This window comes from Pseudomonas sp. FSL R10-2189, assembly GCF_009600325.1.
GTDB classification, from domain to species: domain Bacteria; phylum Pseudomonadota; class Gammaproteobacteria; order Pseudomonadales; family Pseudomonadaceae; genus Aquipseudomonas; species Aquipseudomonas helleri.
The window spans coordinates 1-22,215 of sequence record NZ_WIVZ01000039.1 but is presented as its reverse complement, the minus strand read 5'-3'; the positions used below and the strand labels follow the sequence as shown (position 1 = coordinate 22,215).

Here is a 22,215-nt window from a genome sequence, read left to right as displayed (position 1 = left end):
ATGTCCTCGGCGCAGGTCGGGCTATTGATAGCGAACAGCAAGCACGCCTTTCTTTTCACTGATCGACAGGGTCGGTGCGGCGTGTAATTGCTTCAACGAGCTGACATGGGTGCCGCCGCACGGGTAGCTCGGCAGTTCGCCAAAGCCGATAAAGCGCTGGTCGGCGTTGACCTGAATGACCCGTGGCAAGTCAGCGCTGATCCACTGCTCAAGCTGTTCTTTGATCTGCTCGATGTGCATCGGTTGAGCGTTCTCACCCGGCATAAAACTGACCCGGCATTCCCCCGGCCAGTGGTGGGCCTTGATCGGCTTCCAGCCTGCGCGTTCGCCGCACACGCCAATCAAATGCCCCATCGAATGCAGCCGGCTGTTTAACTCACGGCGGGCCTCATCCACGCGGGCTTGCGCCGTACCCAGCGGCACGGCTTGCTGGACGATATGCACAATCCGGTCGTGCTCCTGGAACACCTTGAGCACTTCACTGGCGCCAATCCAGCCAGTGTCGCTGGGCTGTCCGCCGCCCTGCGGATGAAAAGGTGTGGCCTTGAGAATGACGGCAAAGCCGTCGTCGTGCGCGGTGCAACTGAGTACGTCGACGTCGGCGGTGAGGGTGTCGTCGGTATAAAACAGGCGTGAGGTCATGTGGCGAGTCCTGAAACAATTAGGTTTAAAGTATAGGGACGCTCCTTGGGTGTGATAATCCCTCCAATTTTCAATGGGCCTGTGCGCTGTGAGCATAAATCTACCGCTGTCATTACTGGCTGAAATGGTGGTCTTCGTGAGGGTGGTCGAGGTCGGCAGTTTTTCCGAGGCTGCGCGACAGCTGGACACCTCGCCGTCTGCCATCAGCCGCAGTGTCGCCCGACTGGAAAAGGCCCTGGCGATCCGCCTGCTGCAGCGCACCACCCGCAAGCTGCGCCTGAGTGATGTGGGCGAGGAAGTGTTCAAGCGTTGCCAGGAGGTGGTGGGGGCAGCGCAATCGGTCATGGACCTCAGCGGTCGCTATAGCCAGGAGGCTGAAGGGCTGATTCGCGTCAGCGTGCCCAAGGCGGTGGGGCGCTACGTGGTGCATCCGCACATGCCCGAGTTTTTGCGGCGATATCCCAAGGTCGATGTGCAATTGATTCTGGAGGACCGCCACGTCGATCTGATCGACGACAACGTGGATTTGAGCATGCGCATCACCGATCAGCCGCCGCCGGGCCTGGTGGGTCGCCAGTTGTTTTTGATCGAGCATTTGCTCTGCGCTACGCCTGCTTACCTGGCGGAACATGGCACGCCCCGCCAGCCGGAGGATTTGCGTCACCACAGTTGTATCTACCTGGGCGAAACCCCGGCGGATGCCCGCTGGAAATTCAAGCAAGGCAGCAAGACCGTGACGGTCGGGGTCACCGGGCGTTACGCGGCCAACCACACGGGCGTGCGGCTGGATGCGGTGTTGCAGAACATCGGCATTGGCAGCTTGCCTTACTTCACGGCGCGTCAGGCGCTGGAGCAGGGCGAGGTTGTGCAGGTGCTGCCGGCCTGGAATTTTATTGCGTCGTACCACCGCGGTGTGTGGTTGCTGCATACCCCGACGCGCTATCTGCCGCCCAAGCTGCGGGTGTTTATCGACTTTCTGGTTGAGCGGCTGGCGCAAGAGCCGACGCTGGGGCCAAAAAAAGACCCGCGCGGTTAACCGGGCGGGCCTTGGCAATCAGTGCTGTGGGCTGTCTGCGTCGGTCGGCAGCGCCATGAACTGCTTTTCTTGATTCCAGTCGAACGGCTCGCCGTTTTCTTCGGCTTCAAAGCGGCGTTCTTCCAGCGCCTCATACATGTCCAGCTCTTCATCGGCGAGGAAATTGAAGCAGGAACCGCCGAAGAACCACAACAGGTCGCGCGGCACCACGTGGGCGATTTGCGGGTAGCGTTCGATGACCTGGCAGAGGATGTCCTGGCCCAGGTATTGGCTTTCATCAAAATCGGTCAACAGACCGGCTTTCATTTCATCGAAGCGTTCAATAAACAGCGCATGGCTTTCTTCCGGGATTTGCTCGGCGTCACCGACGGCAACCAGGATGCTGCGCAGCATATCGAGCAGGGCGAGATTGTGGTTGAGGTCATTAGTGGCCATGGTGGAGTCCTCTAGAGCAAAACGGGCGCGAGAGTATAAAGCTCTGCGCGCCCGCTGTCCTGCTAGCGAATCTTTCCTTCGCTGTGGGTGAGTTCTTCTTTGGCGAAGTCATCCACATCAATCACCTTGCGCCGTGCGGCTTCAGCGGCGCGCAGGGTTTCGGCTTCGGCCGGTTGGAGGATGCCCGCGTGCAACGCCGAATCGATGGACGGCTCGCCCGGTACCGGTTTGAACTGGCCACTTTTCAGCGCGTCGTGGAGCTTTTTGTGCAGCGGGTGAGCGGCTTTGAGCAAATCGGCGGCATGTTGCAGGGCGCCCACCGCGTCATCGGCAGATTGCGGGCGGTAGCAGCCGGCAAGCACCGCTTCGAGTGTCGGATCGCCTTTGGCCCGGCCCAGCACGGCCGCGACTTCAGCATCCAGCGCATCAGAAGGCCCGGTATGGCGACGGCCAAACGGGAACACCACGCCGCGCAACAGAAAGCCCAGCGGTCGGCTCGGGAAGTTTTTCAGGATCTCGTCCAGCGCCCGTTCCGAATGCCCGAGGCTTTCTTCCATGGCCCACTTGAACAGCGGGTTGAGGTGCTCGGGGGAGTCCAGATCGTGGTAACGCTTGAGCGCTGCCGAAGCCAGGTACATATGGCTCAGCACGTCACCCAGGCGCGCAGACAAACGCTCGCGGCGCTTAAGCTCGCCGCCCAGCAGCATCATGCTCAGGTCAGCGAGCATCGCAAAAGCCGCTGCCTGACGGTTCAAGGCGCGGAAGTAGCCTTGGCTCAGGGTGTTGCCAGGCGCGTGTTCGAAGCGCCCCAGGCCCAGGTTCAACACCAGGGTGCTGGCGACGTTGCTGACGGCAAAGCCGATGTGTTTGAGCAGCAGGCCATCAAACTCGATCAGGGCCTGTTCGCGGTCTTCGCGTCCGGCCAGGGCCATTTCCTTGAGCACAAACGGATGGCAGCGAATGGCGCCCTGGCCAAAGATCATCAGGTTGCGCGACAGGATATTGGCCCCTTCAACGGTGATGAAAATCGGCGCACCCTGCCAGTTCCGGCCCAGATAGTTATTGGGCCCCATGATGATGCCCTTGCCGCCGTGCACGTCCATGGCATGGCTGATGCACTCGCGGCCGCGCTCGGTCAGGTGGTACTTGAGAATCGCTGACAGCACCGACGGTTTTTCACCCAGGTCCACCGCGTTGGCGGTGAGCATGCGGGCGCTGTCCATCAACCAGGCATTGCCGCCGATACGCGCCAGGGCTTCTTGAATGCCTTCAAAGGCCGCCAGCGGCACGTTGAACTGTTCGCGCACCTGGGCGTATTGCCCGGTCACCAAACTGGTGAACTTGGCGGCACCGGTGCCAACCGCCGGTAGCGAAATCGAACGCCCGACCGACAGGCAGTTCATCAGCATCATCCAGCCTTTGCCGAGCATTTCCTGGCCGCCAATCAGGTAGCTCAGGGGGATAAACACATCCTTGCCTGAGTTGGGCCCGTTCATGAACGCGGCGCCCAGCGGCAAGTGCCGACGACCGATTTCAACGCCGGGGGTGTCGGTGGGGATCAGCGCCAGGCTGATGCCCAGATCTTCCTTGTCGCCCAACAAGTGCTCCGGGTCGTGTGCCTTGAACGCCAGGCCGAGCAGGGTGGCGACGGGGCCGAGGGTGATGTAGCGTTTTTCCCAGTTCAGGCGCAGGCCGATGACTTCTTCACCTTGCCATTGGCCTTTGCAAATGATCCCGGTGTCGGGCATCGCCCCGGCGTCGGAGCCCGCCAGCGGCCCGGTGAGGGCAAAGCACGGGATGTCATCGCCACGCGCCAGGCGCGGCAGATAATGGTTTTGCTGTTCTTCGGTGCCGTAGTGCAGCAACAGTTCGGCCGGGCCGAGGGAGTTGGGCACCATCACCGTCGAAGCCAGATCGCCGCTGCGGGTGGCGAGTTTCATCGCGACTTGCGAGTGGGCGTACGCCGAGAAGCCCTTGCCGCCGAACGACTTGGGGATGATCAGGGCGAAAAAGCCGTGTTCCTTGATGTGCGCCCAGGCTTCTGGCGGCAAGTCCATGGCCTGGCCGATCTGCCAGTCAGTGACCATCGCACAGAGTTCTTCGGTGGGGCCGTCGATAAACGCCTGTTCTTCTTCGGTCAGTTGAGCTTTGGGGTAGGCCAGCAACTGGTTCCAGTCGGGGCGGCCGCTGAACAACTGGCCATCCCACCACACGGTGCCAGCGTCGATGGCATCACGCTCGGTTTGCGACATGGGCGGCAAGACTTTCTGGAACCAGTTGAACAGCGGCGCGGTAAAGCGTTTGCGGCGCAGGTCAGGCAGTAACAGCAAGGCCGCTGGCGCTGCCAGCAACACCCACAAGAGCACCAGCACCCAGATCGGCGCATGGCTGAAGAAGTCCATGATCAGCAGGTAAATCGCTACCACGGCAATCGCCGTCAGCGGGGAGACGCGCCGGTGGGCCAGCCAGGCAACGCCTACGATCAAAACCACTATCCATAACAACAGCATATCCAATCCTCCATGGAGCCAGGGGGCGCACCCTTGTGAGCTTAGTCGCAACTCTTGAGCAAGGTCGTCCAATAGTGACCTTGTGCGGGAGGCACAGTTCAGCTTCACGGCGTAGACTGCCCCGGCGTCTATCAATCAGGAGTTCAATCATGCTGAAAGTGTGGGGTCGCAAGAATTCGTCGAATGTTAGAAAAGTGTTGTGGTGTATCGAAGAGTTGGCGCTTGAGTATGAGCGAGCAGAGGCGGGCGGTGCGTTTGGTGTGGTCGACAGCCCGGAGTATCGGGCGCTGAACCCGAATGGCCGTGTGCCGATGCTGGAAGACGATGGGTTTGTGTTGTGGGAATCCAACGTGATCGTGCGCTATCTGTCCGCCGAATACGGCTCGGACACGTCCTGGTATCAGGACGACAACCGTGTTCGCGCCCAGGCAGACAAGTGGATGGACTGGACCACGTCGTCTTTTGCCGGTGCTTTTCGCGATGTGTTCTGGGGGATTTTGCGCACCCCGGCCGAGCAGCAGGACTGGGTGAAAATCAACGCCTCGATCAAGACCTGCGCCGAGCTGCTGGTTATTCCTGACCAGGCGTTGGCCGAAAAGCCTTACCTGTCCGGTGATGAAATCGGCATGGGCGACATCCCGCTGGGGTCGTTTATTTACGCCTGGTTTGAAATGCCCATCGAACGCCCGCCGATGCCGCACCTGGAGGCCTGGTATGCGCGCCTCAAGCTGCGCCCGGCCTACCGCAATGCGGTCATGACTGCGTTGACTTAATAGCCACTATTAATACGGGCGACTGTACTTGTGCGGCAAGGCCAAGCACCATGGCACCTGTTCATTGGCTTTGTCGGACTTGTCTTACGGACAGTTCGCCCTTATTGAGTCATCCCTCTTATTCCCATCTTGGTGCGTAATCCGATATGAGTTCCGCTCTGTCCATACGGCAGCTAACCAAAACCTACGGCAACGGTTTCCAGGCCCTGAGTGGTATCGATCTGGATGTCGCTGAAGGTGACTTTTTCGCCTTGCTGGGCCCTAACGGTGCCGGCAAATCCACGACCATCGGCATTCTTTCCACGTTGGTGAACAAAACCAGCGGCACGGTCAATGTCTTCGGCCATGACCTGGACCGCAACCCCGCCGCGCTCAAGCGCAGCATCGGGGTGGTGCCGCAAGAGTTCAACTTTAACCAGTTTGAAAAGACCTTCGACATCGTCGTGACCCAGGCGGGGTACTACGGTATTCCGGCCAAAATCGCCAAGGAGCGTGCCGAAAAGTACCTGACGCAGTTGGGGCTTTGGGACAAGCGCGACACCCCTTCGCGCTCGTTGTCGGGCGGTATGAAACGTCGACTGATGATCGCCCGGGCGCTGGTGCACGAGCCGCGCCTGTTGATCCTCGACGAACCGACTGCCGGTGTGGACATTGAACTGCGCCGCTCGATGTGGACCTTCCTCACTGAGCTGAACGAGCAGGGCACCACCATCATCCTCACGACCCATTACCTGGAAGAGGCTGAGCAGTTGTGCCGCAACATCGGCATCATCGACCACGGCACCATCGTCGAAAACACCAGCATGCGCCAGTTGCTCGGGCAACTGCACGTCGAGACCTTTGTCCTCGATCTGAAGCATCCGCTGGCGTCTACCCCGCACCTCATCGGCTACCCGTGCCTGTTGCTCGATGGCACCACCCTGGAAGTACAAGTCGACAAAGCCGTGGGCATTACCGGTTTGTTCACCCAACTGGCCGCGCAAAACATCGAAGTGGTGAGCCTGCGCAATAAAACCAACCGCCTTGAGGAGTTGTTTGTGTCGCTGGTCGAGAAAAACCTGGCAAAGGTGGCCGTATGAGTTCTGAACTGCGTCCCAACCTGGTGGCGTTGAACACCATTATTTATCGTGAAGTGCGCCGTTTCATGCGCATCTGGCCGCAAACCTTGCTGCCGCCAGCGATCACCATGGTCTTGTACTTTGTGATCTTCGGTAACCTGATTGGTCGGCAAATCGGTGATATGGGTGGTTTCACCTATATGGAGTACATCGTGCCGGGCCTGATCATGATGTCGGTGATCACCAACTCCTACGGCAACGTGGTATCGAGCTTCTTTGGTGCCAAGTTCCAGCGTTCGATTGAAGAACTGATGGTGTCTCCGGTGTCGCCCCACACCATTCTGATCGGCTTCACCGTGGGCGGTATCTTGCGCGGCTTGATGGTTGGCTTGATCGTGACCTTGCTGTCACTGTTCTTCACCCACTTGCAGGTGCATCACCTGCTCCTGACCATTGTGGTGGTGGTGCTGACCGCGACGATCTTCTCGTTGTTGGGCTTTATCAATGCCGTATTTGCGCGCAACTTCGACGATATCTCGATCATCCCGACGTTTGTGTTGACGCCGCTGACCTACCTGGGCGGGGTGTTCTACTCGATTACCCTGTTACCACCGTTCTGGCAGAGCGTGTCCTTGGCCAACCCGGTGCTGCACATGGTCAACGCCTTCCGCTACGGGATCCTCGGCGTATCGGACATCAAAATCAGCGTGGCGCTGACCTTTATGGTCGTCGCGACTGTGGTGTTGTACTTCGCCTGCGCCAAGCTGCTGGTCAGCGGCCGCGGCATGCGCCAGTAGCCTTCACACCTGTAGGAGCGAGCTTGCCTCGCGATCTTTTCAAGATCAAAAGATCGCTAGGCAAGCTCGCTCCTACACAACGGTGCAGGGCACGTTTTACAAAGCCTTGCGCTGCTGCTTGCGCCGCTTCCACTGCCGGCTGACCCACCAGCGCCAATACACCATGGTCAAGCAGTAACCCACCCCGCCCAGCACCACCCCGCACACCACCGAACCCAATAAAAACGGCTGCCACACGGTCGAGAGCTGGCTGCTGATCCATGCCCACGTGAGTTCATCGGGCATGCTGCGGGCCGGAACGTCCATCAGCCATGCGCCCAGCACGTAGGTGCAGTAAAAAATCGGCGGCATGGTGATCGGATTGGTCAGCCAGACCAGGCTGACCGAAATCGGCATATTGCTGCGCACCATGATCGCCAGGCAGGCGGCCAAAAGCATTTGAAAGGGCATGGGGATAAAAGCGGCAAACAGACCCACCGCCATCGCCCGGGCGACAGAGTGACGATTGAGGTGCCAGAGGTTGGGGTCATGCAGCAGTGAGCCCAAAAACCGTAAGGATTTGTGTTCCTTGATGCGCGCCGGATCTGGCATGAAACGTTTGATTGAACGCCGTGGCATGGGCTTCTCGCTTGGAACAGGGAGGCAGTATGCCCACATTTTGCAGGTCGGCTCTTCAGACTTTGTGACAATGTTTTAGGTCGCGACGATAAATCCCGGCTAATCCGAGGGCAGGGATTACTTCGGATCAGGTTATGTACTCAGGGATGTTGGCGCTGGCTTCGGGTTTGATCGTGCTGCGATTTTTACCGGCAATACCCGCCCTTGAGTGGGTGCTGTTGATGCTGGGTGCCGGGCTGTTGTTAATGGTGGTGCGGCTTTATCCGGCAGGGTTTTTTCTGCTTGGGCTGAGCTGGGCCTGTGTGCAGGGGCATTCGGCGCTTGATGACCGGCTGTCGCCTGCGCTGGATGGTCGCACGTTATGGGTCGAAGGGCGGGTGGTCGGTTTGCCGCAGCAGTCCGACGCGGCCGTACGTTTTGAGTTGCGTGATGCTTATTCGCGCCACGCCACATTGCCTTCTACCTTGCGCTTGAGCTGGTACGGCGGGCCGCCGGTCAACAGCGGTGAGCGTTGGCGATTGGCGGTCACTCTCAAGCGGCCCAAAGGGCTGCTTAACCCCCGTGGCTTTGATTATCAGGCCTGGCTGTTGGCCCAGCGCATTGGCGCCTCGGGCACCATCAAGGATGGTCAGTTATTGGCGCCCGTCCGGCATGCCTGGCGCGACGGTTTACGCCAGCGGTTGCTACAAACCGACGCTAACGGCCGGGCGCCATGGTTGGCCGCATTGGTGATGGGCGATGGTTCGGGGTTAAGCGTTGACGACTGGAAGCTGCTGCAAGCGACCGGCACGGTACATTTGCTGGTGATCTCGGGGCAGCACATTGGCCTGTTTGCCGGGCTCATTTATGGCTTGGTGGCGTTGCTGGCGCGTTATGGCCTGTGGCCACGACGGCTGCCGTGGTTGCCCTGGGCGTGCGGCTTGGCTTTTGCCGGAGCACTGGGTTACGGCTTGCTGGCCGGTTTTGAGGTGCCGGTACAGCGGGCCTGCGCCATGCTCGGGCTGGTATTGGTATGGCGCCTGCGGTTTCGCCACTTGGGCGTGTGGCTGCCCTTTTTGCTGGCGCTCAACGCGGTGCTGATCATTGAACCGCTGGCCAGCTTGATGGCGGGTTTTTGGCTGTCGTTCGCCGCCGTTGCGGTGCTGATTTTTACGTTTAGCTCACGGTTGGGCCCGTGGAGCTGGCGAGCGGCATGGCTGCGTCCGCAAGGGTTGATCGCGGTGGGCTTGTTCCCGATGCTGTGGATTCTCGGGCTGCCCATCAGCCTGTCCGGCCCGCTGGCCAATCTGGTGGCGGTGCCGTGGATCAGCCTGTTGGTGTTGCCTGCTGCGTTGCTGGGCACTGTGTTGCTGCCGGTGCCCTGGGTCGGTGAAGGGCTGCTTTGGGTGGCAGGCGGCTTGCTCAATGGCCTGATTTGGGGGCTCACAGGGCTGGCCGGGACACTGTCGCCCTGGTTGCCTGCCAGCGCGCCGATCAGTGTCTGGCTGCTGGCTGCACTCGGTGCCTGGCTGCTGTTGCTGCCTGCCGGGATGGTGCTGAGGGCGCTGGGATGGCCGCTGGTGCTGCTGGCAGTGTTTGCCCCGCGAACGCTTGTGCCGCCGGGCGAGGCAGAGGTGCTGCAACTGGATGTCGGCCAAGGCCTGGCAATCATCGTGCGAACCCGCCATCACACGCTGCTGTACGACGCGGGGCCAAAAGTGCGCAACCTTGACCAAGGCGAACGTGTGGTGGTCCCGGCACTGCAAGCGATGGGCATCGGTACGCTGGACATGATGCTGATCAGTCACGCCGATTCGGATCACGCGGGCGGTGCGCTGGCGGTACAACGAGCAATGAAGGTGAAACGGGTGGTCAGCGGTGATGTACCGCTATTGGCCGAACAGCTGCAGGCCGGGCCTTGTAACAGCGGTGAACGCTGGGAATGGGACGGGGTGACGTTTGCGTTGTGGCAATGGGACGGCGCGACCGACGGTAATCAGCGTTCGTGCGTGTTACAGATCGAAGCCAACGACGAACGGTTGCTGTTGACCGGTGATATCAATATCGACGCCGAGCGGGCTTTTCTCGACAGCCCCCTGGCGGTGCCCACGCACTGGTTGCAGGCACCGCACCACGGTAGCCGCACCTCGTCCTCGATGGTCTTTCTAAAAAACCTGTCACCTTCGGCAGTGTTGATCTCCAGAGGGCATGGCAATACCTTTGGGCATCCGCACCCGCAGGTGATGGCGCGCTACAAGGCGCTGGGCATGGGGATCTGGGACAGTGCCGAACACGGTGCCGTACGCTTTCGGCTGGGCACCTTCGGGGTGGCCGAAAGCCTGCGCGAGCAGCGGCGGTTCTGGCGGGATTAACGTCGACCTTGTGGTAAAGTGGCGCACTTTTTCGAGGGGATTGTCACTGTGTGGGAACTGGTCAAATCCGGCGGCTGGATGATGCTGCCGATCATTCTGAGTTCTGTTGCCGCGCTGGGCATTATTGTCGAGCGCCTGTGGACCCTGCGCGCCAGCCGCGTGACCCCGCCGCACTTGCTCGGGCAAGTGTGGGTCTGGATCAAGGACAAACAGCTGGACAAAGAAAAACTCAAGCAACTGCGCGCGGACTCCCCGCTCGGTGAAATCCTGGCGGCTGGCCTGGCTAACTCCAAGCATGGTCGCGAGATCATGAAAGAGTGCATTGAAGAAGCCGCTGCCCGGGTTATCCACGAACTGGAGCGCTACCTCAACGCGTTGGGCACGATTGCTGCGATGGCGCCGTTGCTGGGCCTGTTGGGCACGGTGTTGGGCATGATCGATATTTTCAGCGCTTTTATGGGCACCGGCATGACCACCAACGCGGCGGTGCTCGCGGGCGGGATTTCCAAGGCCTTGATCACCACGGCGGCGGGCTTGATGGTGGGGATTCCGTCGGTGTTCTTCCACCGTTTCCTGCAGCGCCGGGTCGACGAGTTGGTGGTCGGCATGGAGCAGGAAGCGATCAAGCTGGTTGAAGTGGTGCAGGGCGACCGCGAAGTCGACATGGTCGGGAGCAAAGCGTGAAATTTCGCCGCAAGCCACGGGAAACGGTCGACATCAACCTCGCGTCGCTCATCGACGTGGTGTTCATCCTGCTGCTGTTTTTTGTGGTCACCACTACGTTCACCCGCGAAACACAACTGCGCGTCGACCTGCCCGAGTCGGTCAGCGGCGCGCCGACCGAAGATCAGAACACCAAGCTGCTGGACATCGCCATCAGCGCCGACGGGGTGTTTTCGGTCAACAACCAGTTGCTGCCGAAAAACGATCTGGCAAGCCTGATGGATGCCCTGCGTACGGCTTCGAGCGGCGACACCAGCCTGCCGGTGTCGATCAGCGCTGACGGCAAGGCCCAGCACCAGTTCGTGATTACGGCGATGGATGCCGCCGGCAAGCTCGGCTTCAGCCATTTGCGCATGACCACCGTTGAGTCGCAGGCGACCCCCTGATGGCCCTGTCTGATCGTTTGTTGCGTGCCTGGTACACTGGGCATCCGCTGCTTAAATTGCTGAGCCCGCTGGAATGCCTCTACCGCCGTGTGGTTGAGCGCAAGCGTGCGCGGTTTATGGCGGGCGAGGGCGAGATCTATCGCGCCCCGGTTCCGCTGGTGGTGGTTGGCAATATCACCGTGGGCGGCACCGGCAAAACACCGTTGATCTTATGGTTGATCGAGCATTGCCAGCGCAATGGCCTGCGGGTGGGCGTGGTCAGCCGTGGCTATGGCGCCAAGCCGCCACAGTTGCCTTGGCGTGTGACCGCGCAGCAACCTGCCGCACAGGCCGGTGATGAGCCTCTATTGATCGTGCAGCGCACCGGCGTGCCGCTGATGATCGATCCCGACCGCAGCCGCGCAGTCAAAGCCTTGCTCGACAGCGAACCGCTGGACTTGATCCTCTCGGATGACGGCTTGCAGCATTACCGGCTGGCCCGTGATCTGGAGTTGGTGCTGATCGACAACGCCAGAGGCCTGGGCAACGGCCATTGCCTGCCTGCCGGGCCATTGCGTGAACCCTCCGAGCGCTTACAGAGCGTAGATGCGGTGTTGTATAACGGCGCCGAGCGCGATCCGCAGGCGGGTTTTGCCTTTAAATTGCAGCCCACGGCGTTGATCAATTTGCGCAGCGGAGAGCGTCAGGCGCTGGACTTTTTCCCGGCTGGCCAAGCGCTGCATGCGGTTGCCGGGATCGGTAACCCGCAGCGTTTCTTCACCACCCTTGAAGCGCTACACTGGCGCCCAATCACCCATGCTTTCGCTGACCATGCGCCTTACAGTGCCGAGGTCTTGAATTTTACGCCGCCGCTGCCCGTGGTCATGACTGAAAAGGACGCCGTGAAATGCCGCGACTTTGCGTCGCCCGACTGGTGGTATCTGGCGGTCGACGCGGTTCCATCAGAGGCTTTTGTCCTTTGGTTTGACCAACAGCTAAAGCGTCTTTTGCCCTAACTCTTTTTTACTTTTCGGGAATTCCTATGGACACCAAACTGCTCGATATCCTCGCTTGCCCAGTGTGCAAAGGCCCGCTCAAACTCAGCGCCGACAAAACCGAGCTGATCAGCAAGGGCGCCGGCCTGGCTTACCCGATCCGCGATGGCATTCCGGTCATGCTGGAAACCGAAGCCCGTACCCTGAGCACCGACGAGCGCCTGGATAAATGACCCCGACCTTTACCGTGGTAATTCCGTCGCGGTTTGCCTCGACACGTTTGCCAGGCAAGCCGCTGCAAATGATCGCGGGCAAGCCGATGGTCCAGCACGTCTGGGAGCAAGCCTGCAAAAGCAGCGCCCAGCGTGTGGTCGTCGCCACCGACGATGCGCGCATTGTCGAGGCCTGCCAGGCGTTTGGCGCCGAGGTGGTCTTGACCCGCGCAGACCACGACTCCGGCACTGACCGTCTGGCCGAAGTCGCCGCACAGTTGGGCCTGGCCAGCGATGCCATCGTGGTCAACGTCCAGGGTGACGAGCCGTTGATCCCGCCCGCATTGATTGATCAAGTGGCTGCGAACCTGGCCGCCCACGCCGAGGCGGGCATCTCGACCTTGGCTGAGCCGATTGCAGACGTTGAGCAACTGTTCAACCCTAACGTGGTCAAGGTGGTCAGCGATATCAATGGCCTGGCCCTGACGTTCAGCCGTGCCACCTTGCCGTGGGCGCGGGATGAGTTCGCCCAACAGCCCGACGCATTGCCTGCCGGTGTGCCGTACCGTCGCCACATTGGCATTTACGCCTACCGTGCCGGTTTCCTCCAGGACTTCGTCAACTGGGGCCCGTGCTGGCTCGAGAACACCGAGCGTCTTGAGCAGTTGCGCGCCCTGTGGCATGGCGTGCGGATCCACGTCGCTGATGTGCTTGAAGCGCCGCCAGCCGGTGTCGATACCCCTGAAGACCTTGAGCGCGTTCGGCGTTTGCTGGAGGGTTAATGCGCGTCCTGTTTGTGTGCCTGGGCAATATTTGCCGCTCACCCACCGCACAAGGCGTGTTGCGCCAAAAGCTGCGTGACGCCGGTTTGGCTGAGCGCATCGAGGTGGCCTCTGCCGGGACGGGTGGCTGGCACGCGGGCGAAGCACCTGACGTGCGCAGCCAGCGGGCGGCCAAACGCCGCGGCTATGACTTGTCGGCGCAACGTGCGCAGCAAGTCAGTGCTGCCGACTTCAATCGCTATGACCTGATTCTGGCGATGGACAAGAGCAATCTGCGCGACCTCAAGGCCTTGCAGCCAGCAGGCGCCAAGGCTGAACTGGATTTGTTCTTGCGTCGTTATGCGGCGGTCAAGGATGAAGTCCCGGACCCTTATTACGATGGCGAACAGGGCTTTGAAGAAGTGCTCGACCTGGTTGAGCGCGCGTGCGATTTGCTGGTGATTGAATTGAAGGGCCGTTTATGAGTTTGCAGTTGCAGGTTGATGCGTCACTGAAGTCATTCAACAGTTTTGGCGTGGAGGTGCGTGCCAGCCTGCTGGCCGAAGCGCACACCGACAGTGATGTGCGTGAAGCCCTGCACTATTCGGCCGAGCAGCAACTGCCGTTGCTGGTGATCGGCGGCGGCAGCAATCTGTTGCTCACCGGCGACGTTCACGCCCTGGTGCTACGCATGGCCAGTCGCGGTATTCGGGTGCTTGCCGACGATGGTCAGCGCACCGTCGTCGAGGCTGAGGCGGGGGAGGTCTGGCACGCTTTTGTGCTGTGGACGTTGGAGCAAGGGTTGTCCGGCCTGGAAAACCTCAGCTTGATCCCCGGCACCGTGGGCGCCGCACCGATGCAGAACATTGGCGCCTATGGCGTCGAGATCAAGGACGTGTTCGAGGGCCTGACAGCCCTGGACCGCCACACCGGCCAATTGCGTGAGTTCAGCCTGGCCGAGTGCGAGTTTGGCTACCGCGACAGCATCTTCAAGCAGCAGCCGGGCCGCTGGTTGATTTTGCGCGTGCGTTTTGCCCTTAACCGCGCTGAGCGTCTGCATCTGGAATATGGCCCGGTGCGCCAGCGTTTAAGCGAGCAGGGCGTTGAGCAGCCCACGGCCAAAGATGTAAGCCGGGCCATTAGCAGCATCCGCAGCGAAAAACTGCCGGACCCTGCGGTGTTGGGCAATGCTGGCAGCTTCTTCAAAAACCCGCTGGTGTCGGCTCAGCAGGCGGACGAGTTGAAGCTCGCCCACCCGGGGCTGATCGGTTATCCACAGGCCGATGGCCAGGTCAAACTGGCGGCAGGCTGGTTGATTGAAGCCGCAGGCTGGAAAGGCTTTCGCGAGGCGGATGCCGGTGTGCACCGCTTGCAGTCGCTGGTGCTGGTGAACTATGGCGCGGCCACCGGCTTGCAGCTGCTGGCCCTCGCGCAACGTATTCAGGCCGATATCCAGCAGCGTTTTGCAGTGCAACTCGAGATGGAACCCAACGTGTATTAAGGGCGGCAGTCTCGCTGGCTGATTTCACGCCCACGCAGGCTTGGTGTGTATCCCACTGTTTTTCAGGTCTGGACGAGTCATGAAGCAACTACCCGCGTGTGCGTTAGCGATAACCTTGGTGACGTTGACCGGCTGCATGACGGCCCCGCCAAGGGACCAAAACAATCTGTGCAACATCTATCGCCAATACCCGGCCTGGTACAAGGATTCGGTGGCGATGCAGACACAATGGGGCACACCGCCCAACGTGGCTATGGCGATCATGAAGCAGGAAAGCAGCTTTGTGGCCGACGCACTTCCGCCGCGCGCCTACCTGCTGTGGGTGATCCCGTGGGGTCGGGTCAGCCCGTCCTATGGTTATGCACAGGCCCAGCCGCCCGCCTGGAAGGACTTTGAGCGGGCGATGGGTCGCTCAGGTTCGCGGGACAACTATGCCGACGCCATCATGTTTATCGGCTGGTATACCGCAGGCACTCAGCGTCAGTTGGGGATTTCCAAGTGGGATGCTTATAACCAGTACTTGGCGTATCACGAGGGGCGTGGCGGTTTTACCCGCAACACCTACCGTGGCAAACCCTGGTTGATGCAGGTGGCGCGCAAGGTTCAGCAGCAATCGCAAACCTATGGCGCGCAACTTGCCCAGTGTCGTGATGAGTTGGAGAAAGAGCGCCGCTCGTTCTGGTTTTTCTGATTGCACAACAGAATAAAAAAAGCCCCGCCAGTTCAGAACTGGCGGGGCTTTTTAGTGGCCGACGGAATTAGGCGAGGGGTTTAGACTCGTGTTCCTGTTCCGGGGCTGCTGCTTCGCTGGCTGCTTTAGCGGCGGCCGCTTCAGCTTCACGCTTGCGACGGCGTACTTCACGCGGGTCGTTAGGTGCACGACCGTTGCTCGGTGCGCTGACAACTGGCGCAGCTACTACCACTTCAACCACTTCAGCGGTTTCGACCACTTCAACCGGAGCCGGTTGTGCCACAACAGTTGTCTCGACGACAGCCGCTTCAGCCACAACCACTTCAGCCACTGGCTCAACGACTGGCGCTGGAGCGGCCTCGACAATGGCAGGCTCGGCAACTGGCTCGCGGACAACACGGGCTTCCTTGACGTGCTCAGGTGCTTTCTCGACGACTGGCGTCTCGATCACCGGCGCTTCTTCGCGTGGCGCTTCTACTGCCGGGGCTTCGACAACGGCTTCAACCACAGGCTCTGGCGCGGCAATGACCGGTGTTTCAACAACCGGAGCAGGTTCGGCAGCTGCCTTGACTTCAAGCTCGGCCTGTACCGCTGGCACTTCAACTTCAGGTGCCTTGATCGCTTCAACCGGTGCAGTTGCTTCAACAACAGGCGCTTCGACAACCGGGGCTTCAACCACTGGCTTCTCAACAGCCGGCGCTTCAACCGCTGGGGTTGGCACGATGGCCACTTCAGTGGTTTGCGCTTCTACCGCTGCCACGGTTTCGGCGGGTGCCGATTCCTGAATGGCTTGGGTGGCACGTTCAGCTTGCTCGTTGGCCTGGGCTTCAGCAGGAGCGCTGATGGCCTGGGTGTGAGCGGCTTGTTGCTCTGCGACGTGCTCGGCAGCGACTTGAGGTGCGGCAGCAGCGTTTTCGGCGGTGGCTTCTTCGCTGTTTTCTTCCGAACCTTCAATCACGTTGCCGTTGGCATCGCGTTGACGTTCACGACGGTTGCTGCGACGACGCTGGCCACGGGAGCGACGACGTGGGCGATCACCCTCGTTGTTGTCCTGGTTGTCGTCCTGCGCCTGCTCTTCGTTGGTCGCGACTTCTTCGTCTTCGGCAGCCGGTGCTGGAGCCTGGGTTTCGCGTGGTGCACGTTCTTCACGTGGTGCGCGAGGCTGACGCTCTTCGCGCGGCGCACGGGCCGGACGTTCTTCTTCGGTCGCGACAACGGCAGCAGCTGCAGCCACTGCCGGGGCAGCGTCCAGAGGCTCGCGCAGTTCGCGAACGCGCTCTTCACGCTCGCCGCGTGGCTTGCGTTCTTCGCGTGGTGGGCGAGGTGCGCGCTCTTCACGTGGCGGACGCGGTGCACGCTCTTCGCGAGCGGTGGTTACGGTTGGGGCTTCTTCACGCGGCTCACGCAGTTCGCGCGGGGCGCGTTCTTCACGAGGGGCGCGTTCTTCGCGCGGAGCACGCTCTTCACGTGGCTTGCGCTCTTCGTCACGGCGACCGTTGCGGTTACGGTTTTGCTGGCGGCCATTGCGACGCTCTTCGTTACGCGCAGGGCGCTCGGTCGCCACCGGTTTTTCAACCACGGCTGGCGCAGCAGGCTCTTCCTTGGCAGCGAACAGGTTAACCAGCGACTTCACCAGGCCTTTGAACAGGCTTGGCTCGGCGGCTTTTGGTGCCGGTGCGGCAACCGGTGCGGCCACTTCGGTCGGGACCGGAGCCGAGGCGCGGGCCGGTGCAGTTTTAACAGCAGCTTCCTGACGAACCAGGGTGCGGGTCGCAGCGGCTGGCTGGACTTCTTCCACCTCGGCAGCAGCGGCAGCAATTTCGTAGCTGGACTGGTTGTTGTTGGCTTCCGGGCTGTCATCACGCAGACGCTGAACTTCGAAGTGCGGCGTTTCGAGGTGATCGTTCGGCAGGATGATGATGCGTGCGCGGGTGCGCAGTTCGATCTTGGTGATCGAGTTGCGTTTTTCGTTGAGCAGGAACGCTGCCACCGGGATCGGCACCTGGGCACGAACTTCGGCAGTGCGGTCTTTCAGGGCTTCTTCTTCGATCAGGCGCAGGATGGCCAGCGACAGCGACTCAACATCACGGATGATGCCGGTGCCGTTGCAACGCGGGCAGACGATGCCGCTGCTTTCGCCCAGGGATGGACGCAGGCGCTGACGGGACATTTCCAGCAAGCCAAAGCGCGAGATACGACCTACTTGTACGCGGGCGCGGTCGGCTTCCAGGCATTCGCGGACTTTTTCTTCCACGGCGCGCTGGTTTTTGGCTGGGGTCATGTCGATGAAGTCGATGACGATCAGGCCGCCGATGTCGCGCAGGCGCAACTGACGGGCGATTTCTTCAGCCGCTTCAAGGTTGGTTTGCAGGGCGGTTTCTTCAATATCGCTGCCTTTGGTGGCGCGCGCCGAGTTGATGTCGATGGACACCAGGGCTTCGGTCGGGTCGATAACGATGGAGCCGCCGGAAGGCAGTTCAACGACGCGCTGGAAAGCGGTCTCGATCTGGCTTTCGATCTGGAAACGATTGAACAGCGGAACGCTGTCTTCGTAGAGTTTGATTTTGCTGGCGTACTGCGGCATCACCTGGCGAATGAAGGTCAGGGCTTCGTCCTGGGCTTCAACGCTGTCGATCAGCACTTCGCCGATGTCCTGGCGCAGGTAGTCGCGGATGGCGCGGATGATGACGTTGCTTTCCTGGTAGATCAGGAACGGCGCGGAGCGATCCAGCGAAGCTTCTTTGATGGCGGTCCACAGTTGCAGCAGGTAATCGAGGTCCCACTGCATTTCTTCGCTGCTGCGGCCAAGGCCTGCAGTGCGCACGATCAAGCCCATGTCAGCAGGGGCGATCAGGCCGTTCAGGGCCTCGCGCAGTTCGTTGCGCTCTTCGCCTTCGATGCGACGGGAAATGCCGCCAGCACGCGGGTTGTTCGGCATCAGGACCAGGTAACGGCCGGCGAGGCTGATGAACGTGGTCAGGGCTGCGCCCTTGTTGCCGCGTTCTTCTTTTTCGACTTGCACGATAACTTCCTGGCCTTCGCTCAGGACGTCCTTGATGTTTACGCGGCCTTCAGGGGCTTTCTTGAAGTACTCGCGAGAGATTTCTTTAAGGGGCAGGAAGCCGTGGCGCTCAGAGCCGAAATCGACAAAGGCAGCCTCAAGGCTGGGTTCGATGCGAGTAATACGGCCTTTATAAATGTTGGCTTTCTTTTGCTCGCGGGCACCGGACTCAATGTCCAGGTCGTAGAGGCGTTGGCCATCTACCAGTGCAACGCGCAACTCTTCGGGTTGAGTTGCGTTAATCAGCATTCTTTTCATGTTGTACCGTCGGTTTCCGGGCTACCGGAAACGGCGTTCGGCACACACGACTTCTCATGGTCGGTGTCAGGTGCGTCAGGAGTAGTTGGCCACTCCAGTGTCCAGCGAGGTTCGACCAATGGGGGCGAAGTCGCGACTTACGCTTCCTGCTTGCTGTGGTGACTTAATAAGCACTCAGTCAGGAGGAGGAATCAACCAGCGGCTGTGGACGAGATGAAGCGTCTTGATAAAGCCTATTGCTACACAGTCCGGCGGTTGTGCATCTCCACCCTACACGTATCCTTGATAATTCGGGTGCTGCCGCGCGCAGAATCCGCAGCGGGTTGGCATTTACCGTGTTCTCCAAAAGGGGAGTTCACGCATCATGGCTAATAAAGGCGATGGTTTCCGAAACAATCGCTCGAAAAACCCGAAGCTGACTGCACTTTGTGAACTGGCCGTGAATATCGGCGTAAAAGGCGAGTTTGCACTCTGCTTTCCAGGCTCGCTTCAGGCCTCATGTCACCTGCGCTTGTTACAACTCCAAGTGTTCCGTATGCAGCAAAAGCCCCGTAGGACGGCCTTCCGTCCTCGTGAAGAGCGTTGGTCAGGGTCGGTTATTCACCGTTATACCGCTGTCCAGGCCGCTTTTGGCGGCGTTCGCGACTATAGCAGTAATGATTAAGTGCTTCAATTCCATAAAAAATTGTTATCATCCGCGCCATGACGACGACTACCCCCCCGACCCCCAGCGTTCAGCTGCTTGAGGTCACGCCGGAATATGCCGGCCAACGCATCGATAATTTCCTCCTCGCACGGCTCAAGGGTGTTCCCAAGACCTTGATTTACCGCATTTTGCGTAAAGGCGAAGTGCGCGTGAACAAGGGCCGGATCAAGCCTGAGTACAAGCTGCAGGCGGGCGATATTGTGCGCGTGCCACCCGTTCGGGTGCCTGAGCGCGATGAGCCAGTGCCCGTGGCGCAAGGTTTGTTGCAGCGCCTTGAAGCGGCCATTGTCTACGAAGACAAGGCGCTGATTGTGCTCAATAAACCCGCCGGTATCGCGGTGCACGGCGGCAGCGGCTTGAATTTTGGCGTGATTGAAGCCTTTCGTCAGTTGCGTCCGGAAATCAAAGAGCTTGAGCTTGTACATCGCCTGGACCGTGATACTTCCGGCCTGCTGATGATTGCGAAAAAGCGCAGCATGTTGCGCCATTTGCACGAAGCCTTGCGCGGTGACGGTATCGACAAGCGCTATATGGCGCTGGTGCGTGGGCGCTGGGAAACCTCGATCAAGCAGGTGCGTGCGCCGCTGATGAAGAGCAACCTGCGTTCGGGCGAGCGCATGGTCGAGGTGAACGAGGAGGGCAAGGAGTCGGTGACCGTGTTCAAGGTGCTGCGCCGTTTCGGCGACTTTGCCACCATGGTCGAGGCCAAGCCGATCACCGGGCGTACCCACCAGATTCGCGTGCACACGCTGCATGCGGGCCATTGCATAGCCGGTGATACCAAGTACGGCGATGAAGACTTCTCCAAAGAAATTCGTGATCTGGGCGGCAAGCGTTTGTTCTTGCATGCCTACATGCTGACCGTGCCGCTGCCGGACGGTGGCGAGTTGAAGTTGCAGGCTCCGGTTGACGACATGTGGGCCAAAACAGTGGAGCGTCTGAGTGCTGAGTGAGTACAAGCTGCTGATCTTCGATTGGGATGGCACGCTGGCTGATTCCGTGGGGCGGATTGTCACGGCGATGCGAGTCGCCGCGCAGCGCACAGGTCGTCCTGAACGTGATGAAGCGTCCATTCGCGGGATTATCGGCTTGGGTTTGCCAGAGGCCATCTTGACGCTTTATCCGGACATGGCTGAGCCAGAAATAGTTGTTTTTCGTCAGCACTACGCTGATGTCTATATCGCCATGGATGAGCAGCCTTCGCCATTGTTTGCGGGGGTGGCTGACACCCTTGAGGCGTTCCGGGCGGATGGCTACCGTTTGGCCGTTGCGACGGGCAAGGCGCGTCGCGGGCTTGATCGTGTGCTGAAGGTGCATGGCTGGGAGCGCTTTTTCGACGTCACCCGCGCTGCAGACGAAACCGCCAGCAAGCCGAACCCATTGATGCTCAATCAGATCCTCGCCCATTGCGATGTGCCGCCGAGCCAGGCGTTGATGGTCGGGGATGCGTCCTTTGACCTGCTGATGGCGCGCAATGCTGGTATCGACTCGGTTGCGGTGAGCTATGGTGCTCAATCAGTGGAGCGTTTGCTGACGTTTGAGCCGCGTCTGGCAATTGATAAGTTTCCCGAATTGCGTACCTGGCTGGGTCGGCAGGTTAAATAAAGTCTTTGCAGGGGTAGAGCATGGTTGATCAATGGAAGGCGCCGGCTGAAGGCGAGCCGACAGTCGGTGATGATAAAAGCTGGAAGCTGCTGGAAAAGACTTTGTTGGCGGGTGTGCAGGAGCAGCGTCGTGCGCGCCGCTGGGGCATCTTTTTCAAGTCGCTGACTTTCCTGTACCTGATCGCGATGCTGTTTTTGTTTACCCCGTTGATGGACATGGAGCGCAATGCAACCAAGGGCGCCGGTTATACCGCGCTGATTGATGTGCAGGGTGTGATTGCGGACAAAGAAGCTGCCAGCGCCGATAACCTGATCACCAGCTTGCGCGCTGCTTTTGATGATCCCAAGGTCAAAGGTGTGGTGCTGCGCATTAACAGCCCTGGCGGCAGCCCGGTGCAGTCGGGTTATGTATATGACGAAATACGTCGTCTGCGTGGTTTGCACCCTGACACCAAGGTGTATGCAGTGATTTCTGACCTGGGTGCTTCGGGTGCGTATTACATTGCCAGTGCGGCTGATGAGATTTATGCCGACAAGGCGAGCCTGGTGGGTTCGATTGGTGTGACGGCGGCAGGTTTCGGCTTTGTCGGAGCCATGGAAAAGCTGGGGGTTCAGCGTCGTGCCTACACCTCGGGTGAGCACAAGGCTTTTCTTGATCCGTTCGAGCCTGAAAAGCCGGATGAAACCAAGTTTTGGCAGGGTGTGCTGAACGTGACTCACGAACAGTTCATTGCCAGCGTCAAGCAAGGGCGTGGCGATCGCCTGAAAGACAAGGATCACCCGGAGTTGTTCTCTGGTCTGGTCTGGACCGGGCAGCAAGCCTTGCCGCTGGGGCTGATCGACGGCCTGGGCAGTGCCAGTTCGGTGGCGCGTGATGTGATCGGTGAAAAAGAGCTGGTCGACTTCACTGTGCAAGAATCGGCGCTTGACCGCTTCTCGAAAAAGCTGGGTGCCAGCGTGGCTGAGAAACTGGCCATGTGGATGGGTTTTCAAGGCCCGACACTGCGCTGATCGTTGAGCTCCAAAAAAACCGGCCTGAATGGCTAATGCCAGTCAGTTAAGCTGACTGGCATTTTTATTTTCGGGTCGGATATTTTGCTGGGCGCTGCTTCACTGCT

The 22,215-nt window shown here is 60.0% G+C and carries 22 protein-coding genes; 17 read left to right on the top strand and 5 right to left on the bottom strand.

Annotated features, from left to right (window positions below; all coding sequences use genetic code 11):
- Nucleotides 1-21 precede the first annotated feature (21 nt).
- Complete coding sequence (locus GHO32_RS22020; RefSeq protein WP_153335405.1) at nt 22-642, bottom strand: alanyl-tRNA editing protein; 621 nt, start codon at nt 640-642, stop codon at nt 22-24.
- Between the two features lie 88 nt (nt 643-730).
- Between GHO32_RS22020 and GHO32_RS22015 the strand changes: the two genes are divergently transcribed.
- The gene (locus GHO32_RS22015; RefSeq protein ID WP_368668502.1) at nt 731-1,678 is read left to right on the top strand and encodes a LysR family transcriptional regulator; all 948 of its coding nucleotides are present in this window, start codon (nt 731-733) and stop codon (nt 1,676-1,678) included.
- An 18-nt stretch (nt 1,679-1,696) separates the two neighbouring features.
- Here GHO32_RS22015 and GHO32_RS22010 read toward each other — a convergent pair whose 3' ends face one another.
- Both GHO32_RS22010 and GHO32_RS22005 read right to left on the bottom strand, forming a co-directional pair.
- Complete coding sequence (locus tag GHO32_RS22010; RefSeq protein ID WP_048373645.1) at nt 1,697-2,113, bottom strand: PA2817 family protein; 417 nt, start codon at nt 2,111-2,113, stop codon at nt 1,697-1,699.
- A gap of 62 nt (nt 2,114-2,175) precedes the next feature.
- A complete protein-coding gene (locus GHO32_RS22005; RefSeq protein WP_153335403.1) occupies nt 2,176-4,623 on the bottom strand; it encodes an acyl-CoA dehydrogenase in 2,448 nt (815 codons plus the stop codon).
- 149 nt (nt 4,624-4,772) lie between these two features.
- On the opposite strand from GHO32_RS22005, the gene GHO32_RS22000 reads away from it, so the two are divergent.
- The 3 genes from GHO32_RS22000 to GHO32_RS21990 all read left to right on the top strand — a co-directional run bounded on the left by GHO32_RS22000 (nt 4,773) and on the right by GHO32_RS21990 (nt 7,251).
- The gene (locus tag GHO32_RS22000; protein WP_153335402.1) at nt 4,773-5,396 is read left to right on the top strand and encodes a glutathione S-transferase; all 624 of its coding nucleotides are present in this window, start codon (nt 4,773-4,775) and stop codon (nt 5,394-5,396) included.
- A 146-nt stretch (nt 5,397-5,542) separates the two neighbouring features.
- On the top strand, nt 5,543-6,475 hold the full coding sequence (locus GHO32_RS21995; RefSeq protein WP_153335401.1) for an ABC transporter ATP-binding protein: 933 nt from the start codon (nt 5,543-5,545) through the stop codon (nt 6,473-6,475).
- Nucleotides 6,472-7,251 carry an ABC transporter permease gene (locus GHO32_RS21990; RefSeq protein ID WP_048389040.1) on the top strand — a complete coding sequence of 260 codons (780 nt, stop codon included), beginning with the start codon at nt 6,472-6,474 and terminating at the stop codon, nt 7,249-7,251. Before GHO32_RS21995 ends, GHO32_RS21990 begins: the two co-directional genes overlap by 4 nt.
- Nucleotides 7,252-7,347: 96 nt before the next feature.
- Here GHO32_RS21990 and GHO32_RS21985 read toward each other — a convergent pair whose 3' ends face one another.
- Entirely contained in the window at nt 7,348-7,869 is a 522-nt protein-coding gene (locus tag GHO32_RS21985; protein WP_153335400.1) for a DUF2062 domain-containing protein, read from the bottom strand.
- A 134-nt stretch (nt 7,870-8,003) separates the two neighbouring features.
- Between GHO32_RS21985 and GHO32_RS21980 the strand changes: the two genes are divergently transcribed.
- From GHO32_RS21980 to GHO32_RS21940, 9 genes are all read left to right on the top strand, one after another.
- Entirely contained in the window at nt 8,004-10,220 is a 2,217-nt protein-coding gene (locus GHO32_RS21980) for a DNA internalization-related competence protein ComEC/Rec2 (protein ID WP_178113923.1), read from the top strand.
- Between the two features lie 48 nt (nt 10,221-10,268).
- Nucleotides 10,269-10,904: a MotA/TolQ/ExbB proton channel family protein gene (locus tag GHO32_RS21975; protein ID WP_048373695.1), complete on the top strand. Its 636-nt coding sequence runs from the start codon at nt 10,269-10,271 to the stop codon at nt 10,902-10,904.
- The gene (locus GHO32_RS21970) at nt 10,901-11,329 is read left to right on the top strand and encodes an ExbD/TolR family protein (RefSeq protein WP_368668501.1); all 429 of its coding nucleotides are present in this window, start codon (nt 10,901-10,903) and stop codon (nt 11,327-11,329) included. Before GHO32_RS21975 ends, GHO32_RS21970 begins: the two co-directional genes overlap by 4 nt.
- A complete protein-coding gene (gene lpxK, locus GHO32_RS21965; RefSeq protein ID WP_153335399.1) occupies nt 11,329-12,324 on the top strand; it encodes a tetraacyldisaccharide 4'-kinase in 996 nt (331 codons plus the stop codon). The genes GHO32_RS21970 and lpxK overlap by 1 nt, the downstream gene beginning before the upstream one ends.
- Before the next feature lie 26 nt (nt 12,325-12,350).
- Nucleotides 12,351-12,536, top strand: a complete 186-nt coding sequence (locus GHO32_RS21960) for a Trm112 family protein (RefSeq protein WP_003442540.1) — start codon at nt 12,351-12,353, stop codon at nt 12,534-12,536.
- On the top strand, nt 12,533-13,297 hold the full coding sequence (gene kdsB, locus GHO32_RS21955) for a 3-deoxy-manno-octulosonate cytidylyltransferase (RefSeq protein WP_153335398.1): 765 nt from the start codon (nt 12,533-12,535) through the stop codon (nt 13,295-13,297). Before GHO32_RS21960 ends, kdsB begins: the two co-directional genes overlap by 4 nt.
- The gene (locus GHO32_RS21950; RefSeq protein ID WP_153335397.1) at nt 13,297-13,761 is read left to right on the top strand and encodes a low molecular weight protein-tyrosine-phosphatase; all 465 of its coding nucleotides are present in this window, start codon (nt 13,297-13,299) and stop codon (nt 13,759-13,761) included. The genes kdsB and GHO32_RS21950 overlap by 1 nt, the downstream gene beginning before the upstream one ends.
- On the top strand, nt 13,758-14,777 hold the full coding sequence (murB, locus tag GHO32_RS21945; RefSeq protein ID WP_153335396.1) for a UDP-N-acetylmuramate dehydrogenase: 1,020 nt from the start codon (nt 13,758-13,760) through the stop codon (nt 14,775-14,777). The genes GHO32_RS21950 and murB overlap by 4 nt, the downstream gene beginning before the upstream one ends.
- Nucleotides 14,778-14,856: 79 nt before the next feature.
- Nucleotides 14,857-15,468, top strand: coding sequence for a hypothetical protein (locus GHO32_RS21940; RefSeq protein ID WP_048389051.1), 612 nt, complete (start codon nt 14,857-14,859; stop codon nt 15,466-15,468).
- A 67-nt stretch (nt 15,469-15,535) separates the two neighbouring features.
- On the opposite strand, the gene rne is transcribed toward GHO32_RS21940, so the two are convergent.
- Nucleotides 15,536-18,778, bottom strand: coding sequence for a ribonuclease E (gene rne / locus GHO32_RS21935; RefSeq protein ID WP_153338309.1), 3,243 nt, complete (start codon nt 18,776-18,778; stop codon nt 15,536-15,538).
- Nucleotides 18,779-19,151: 373 nt separating this feature from the next.
- Here rne and GHO32_RS21930 point away from each other — a divergent pair, with 373 nt between their 5' ends.
- The 4 genes from GHO32_RS21930 to sppA are packed head-to-tail and all read left to right on the top strand — an operon-like array spanning nt 19,152 to nt 22,108.
- A complete protein-coding gene (locus GHO32_RS21930) occupies nt 19,152-19,451 on the top strand; it encodes a hypothetical protein (protein ID WP_148070699.1) in 300 nt (99 codons plus the stop codon).
- A gap of 38 nt (nt 19,452-19,489) precedes the next feature.
- Nucleotides 19,490-20,446 (top strand): 23S rRNA pseudouridine(955/2504/2580) synthase RluC, encoded by a 957-nt coding sequence (gene rluC / locus GHO32_RS21925; protein ID WP_048389055.1) that lies wholly within the window; start codon nt 19,490-19,492, stop codon nt 20,444-20,446.
- Entirely contained in the window at nt 20,436-21,098 is a 663-nt protein-coding gene (locus GHO32_RS21920) for an HAD-IA family hydrolase (RefSeq protein WP_368668500.1), read from the top strand. The genes rluC and GHO32_RS21920 overlap by 11 nt, the downstream gene beginning before the upstream one ends.
- Nucleotides 21,099-21,118: 20 nt before the next feature.
- A complete protein-coding gene (sppA, locus tag GHO32_RS21915; RefSeq protein ID WP_153336927.1) occupies nt 21,119-22,108 on the top strand; it encodes a signal peptide peptidase SppA in 990 nt (329 codons plus the stop codon).
- Nucleotides 22,109-22,215 lie beyond the last annotated feature (107 nt).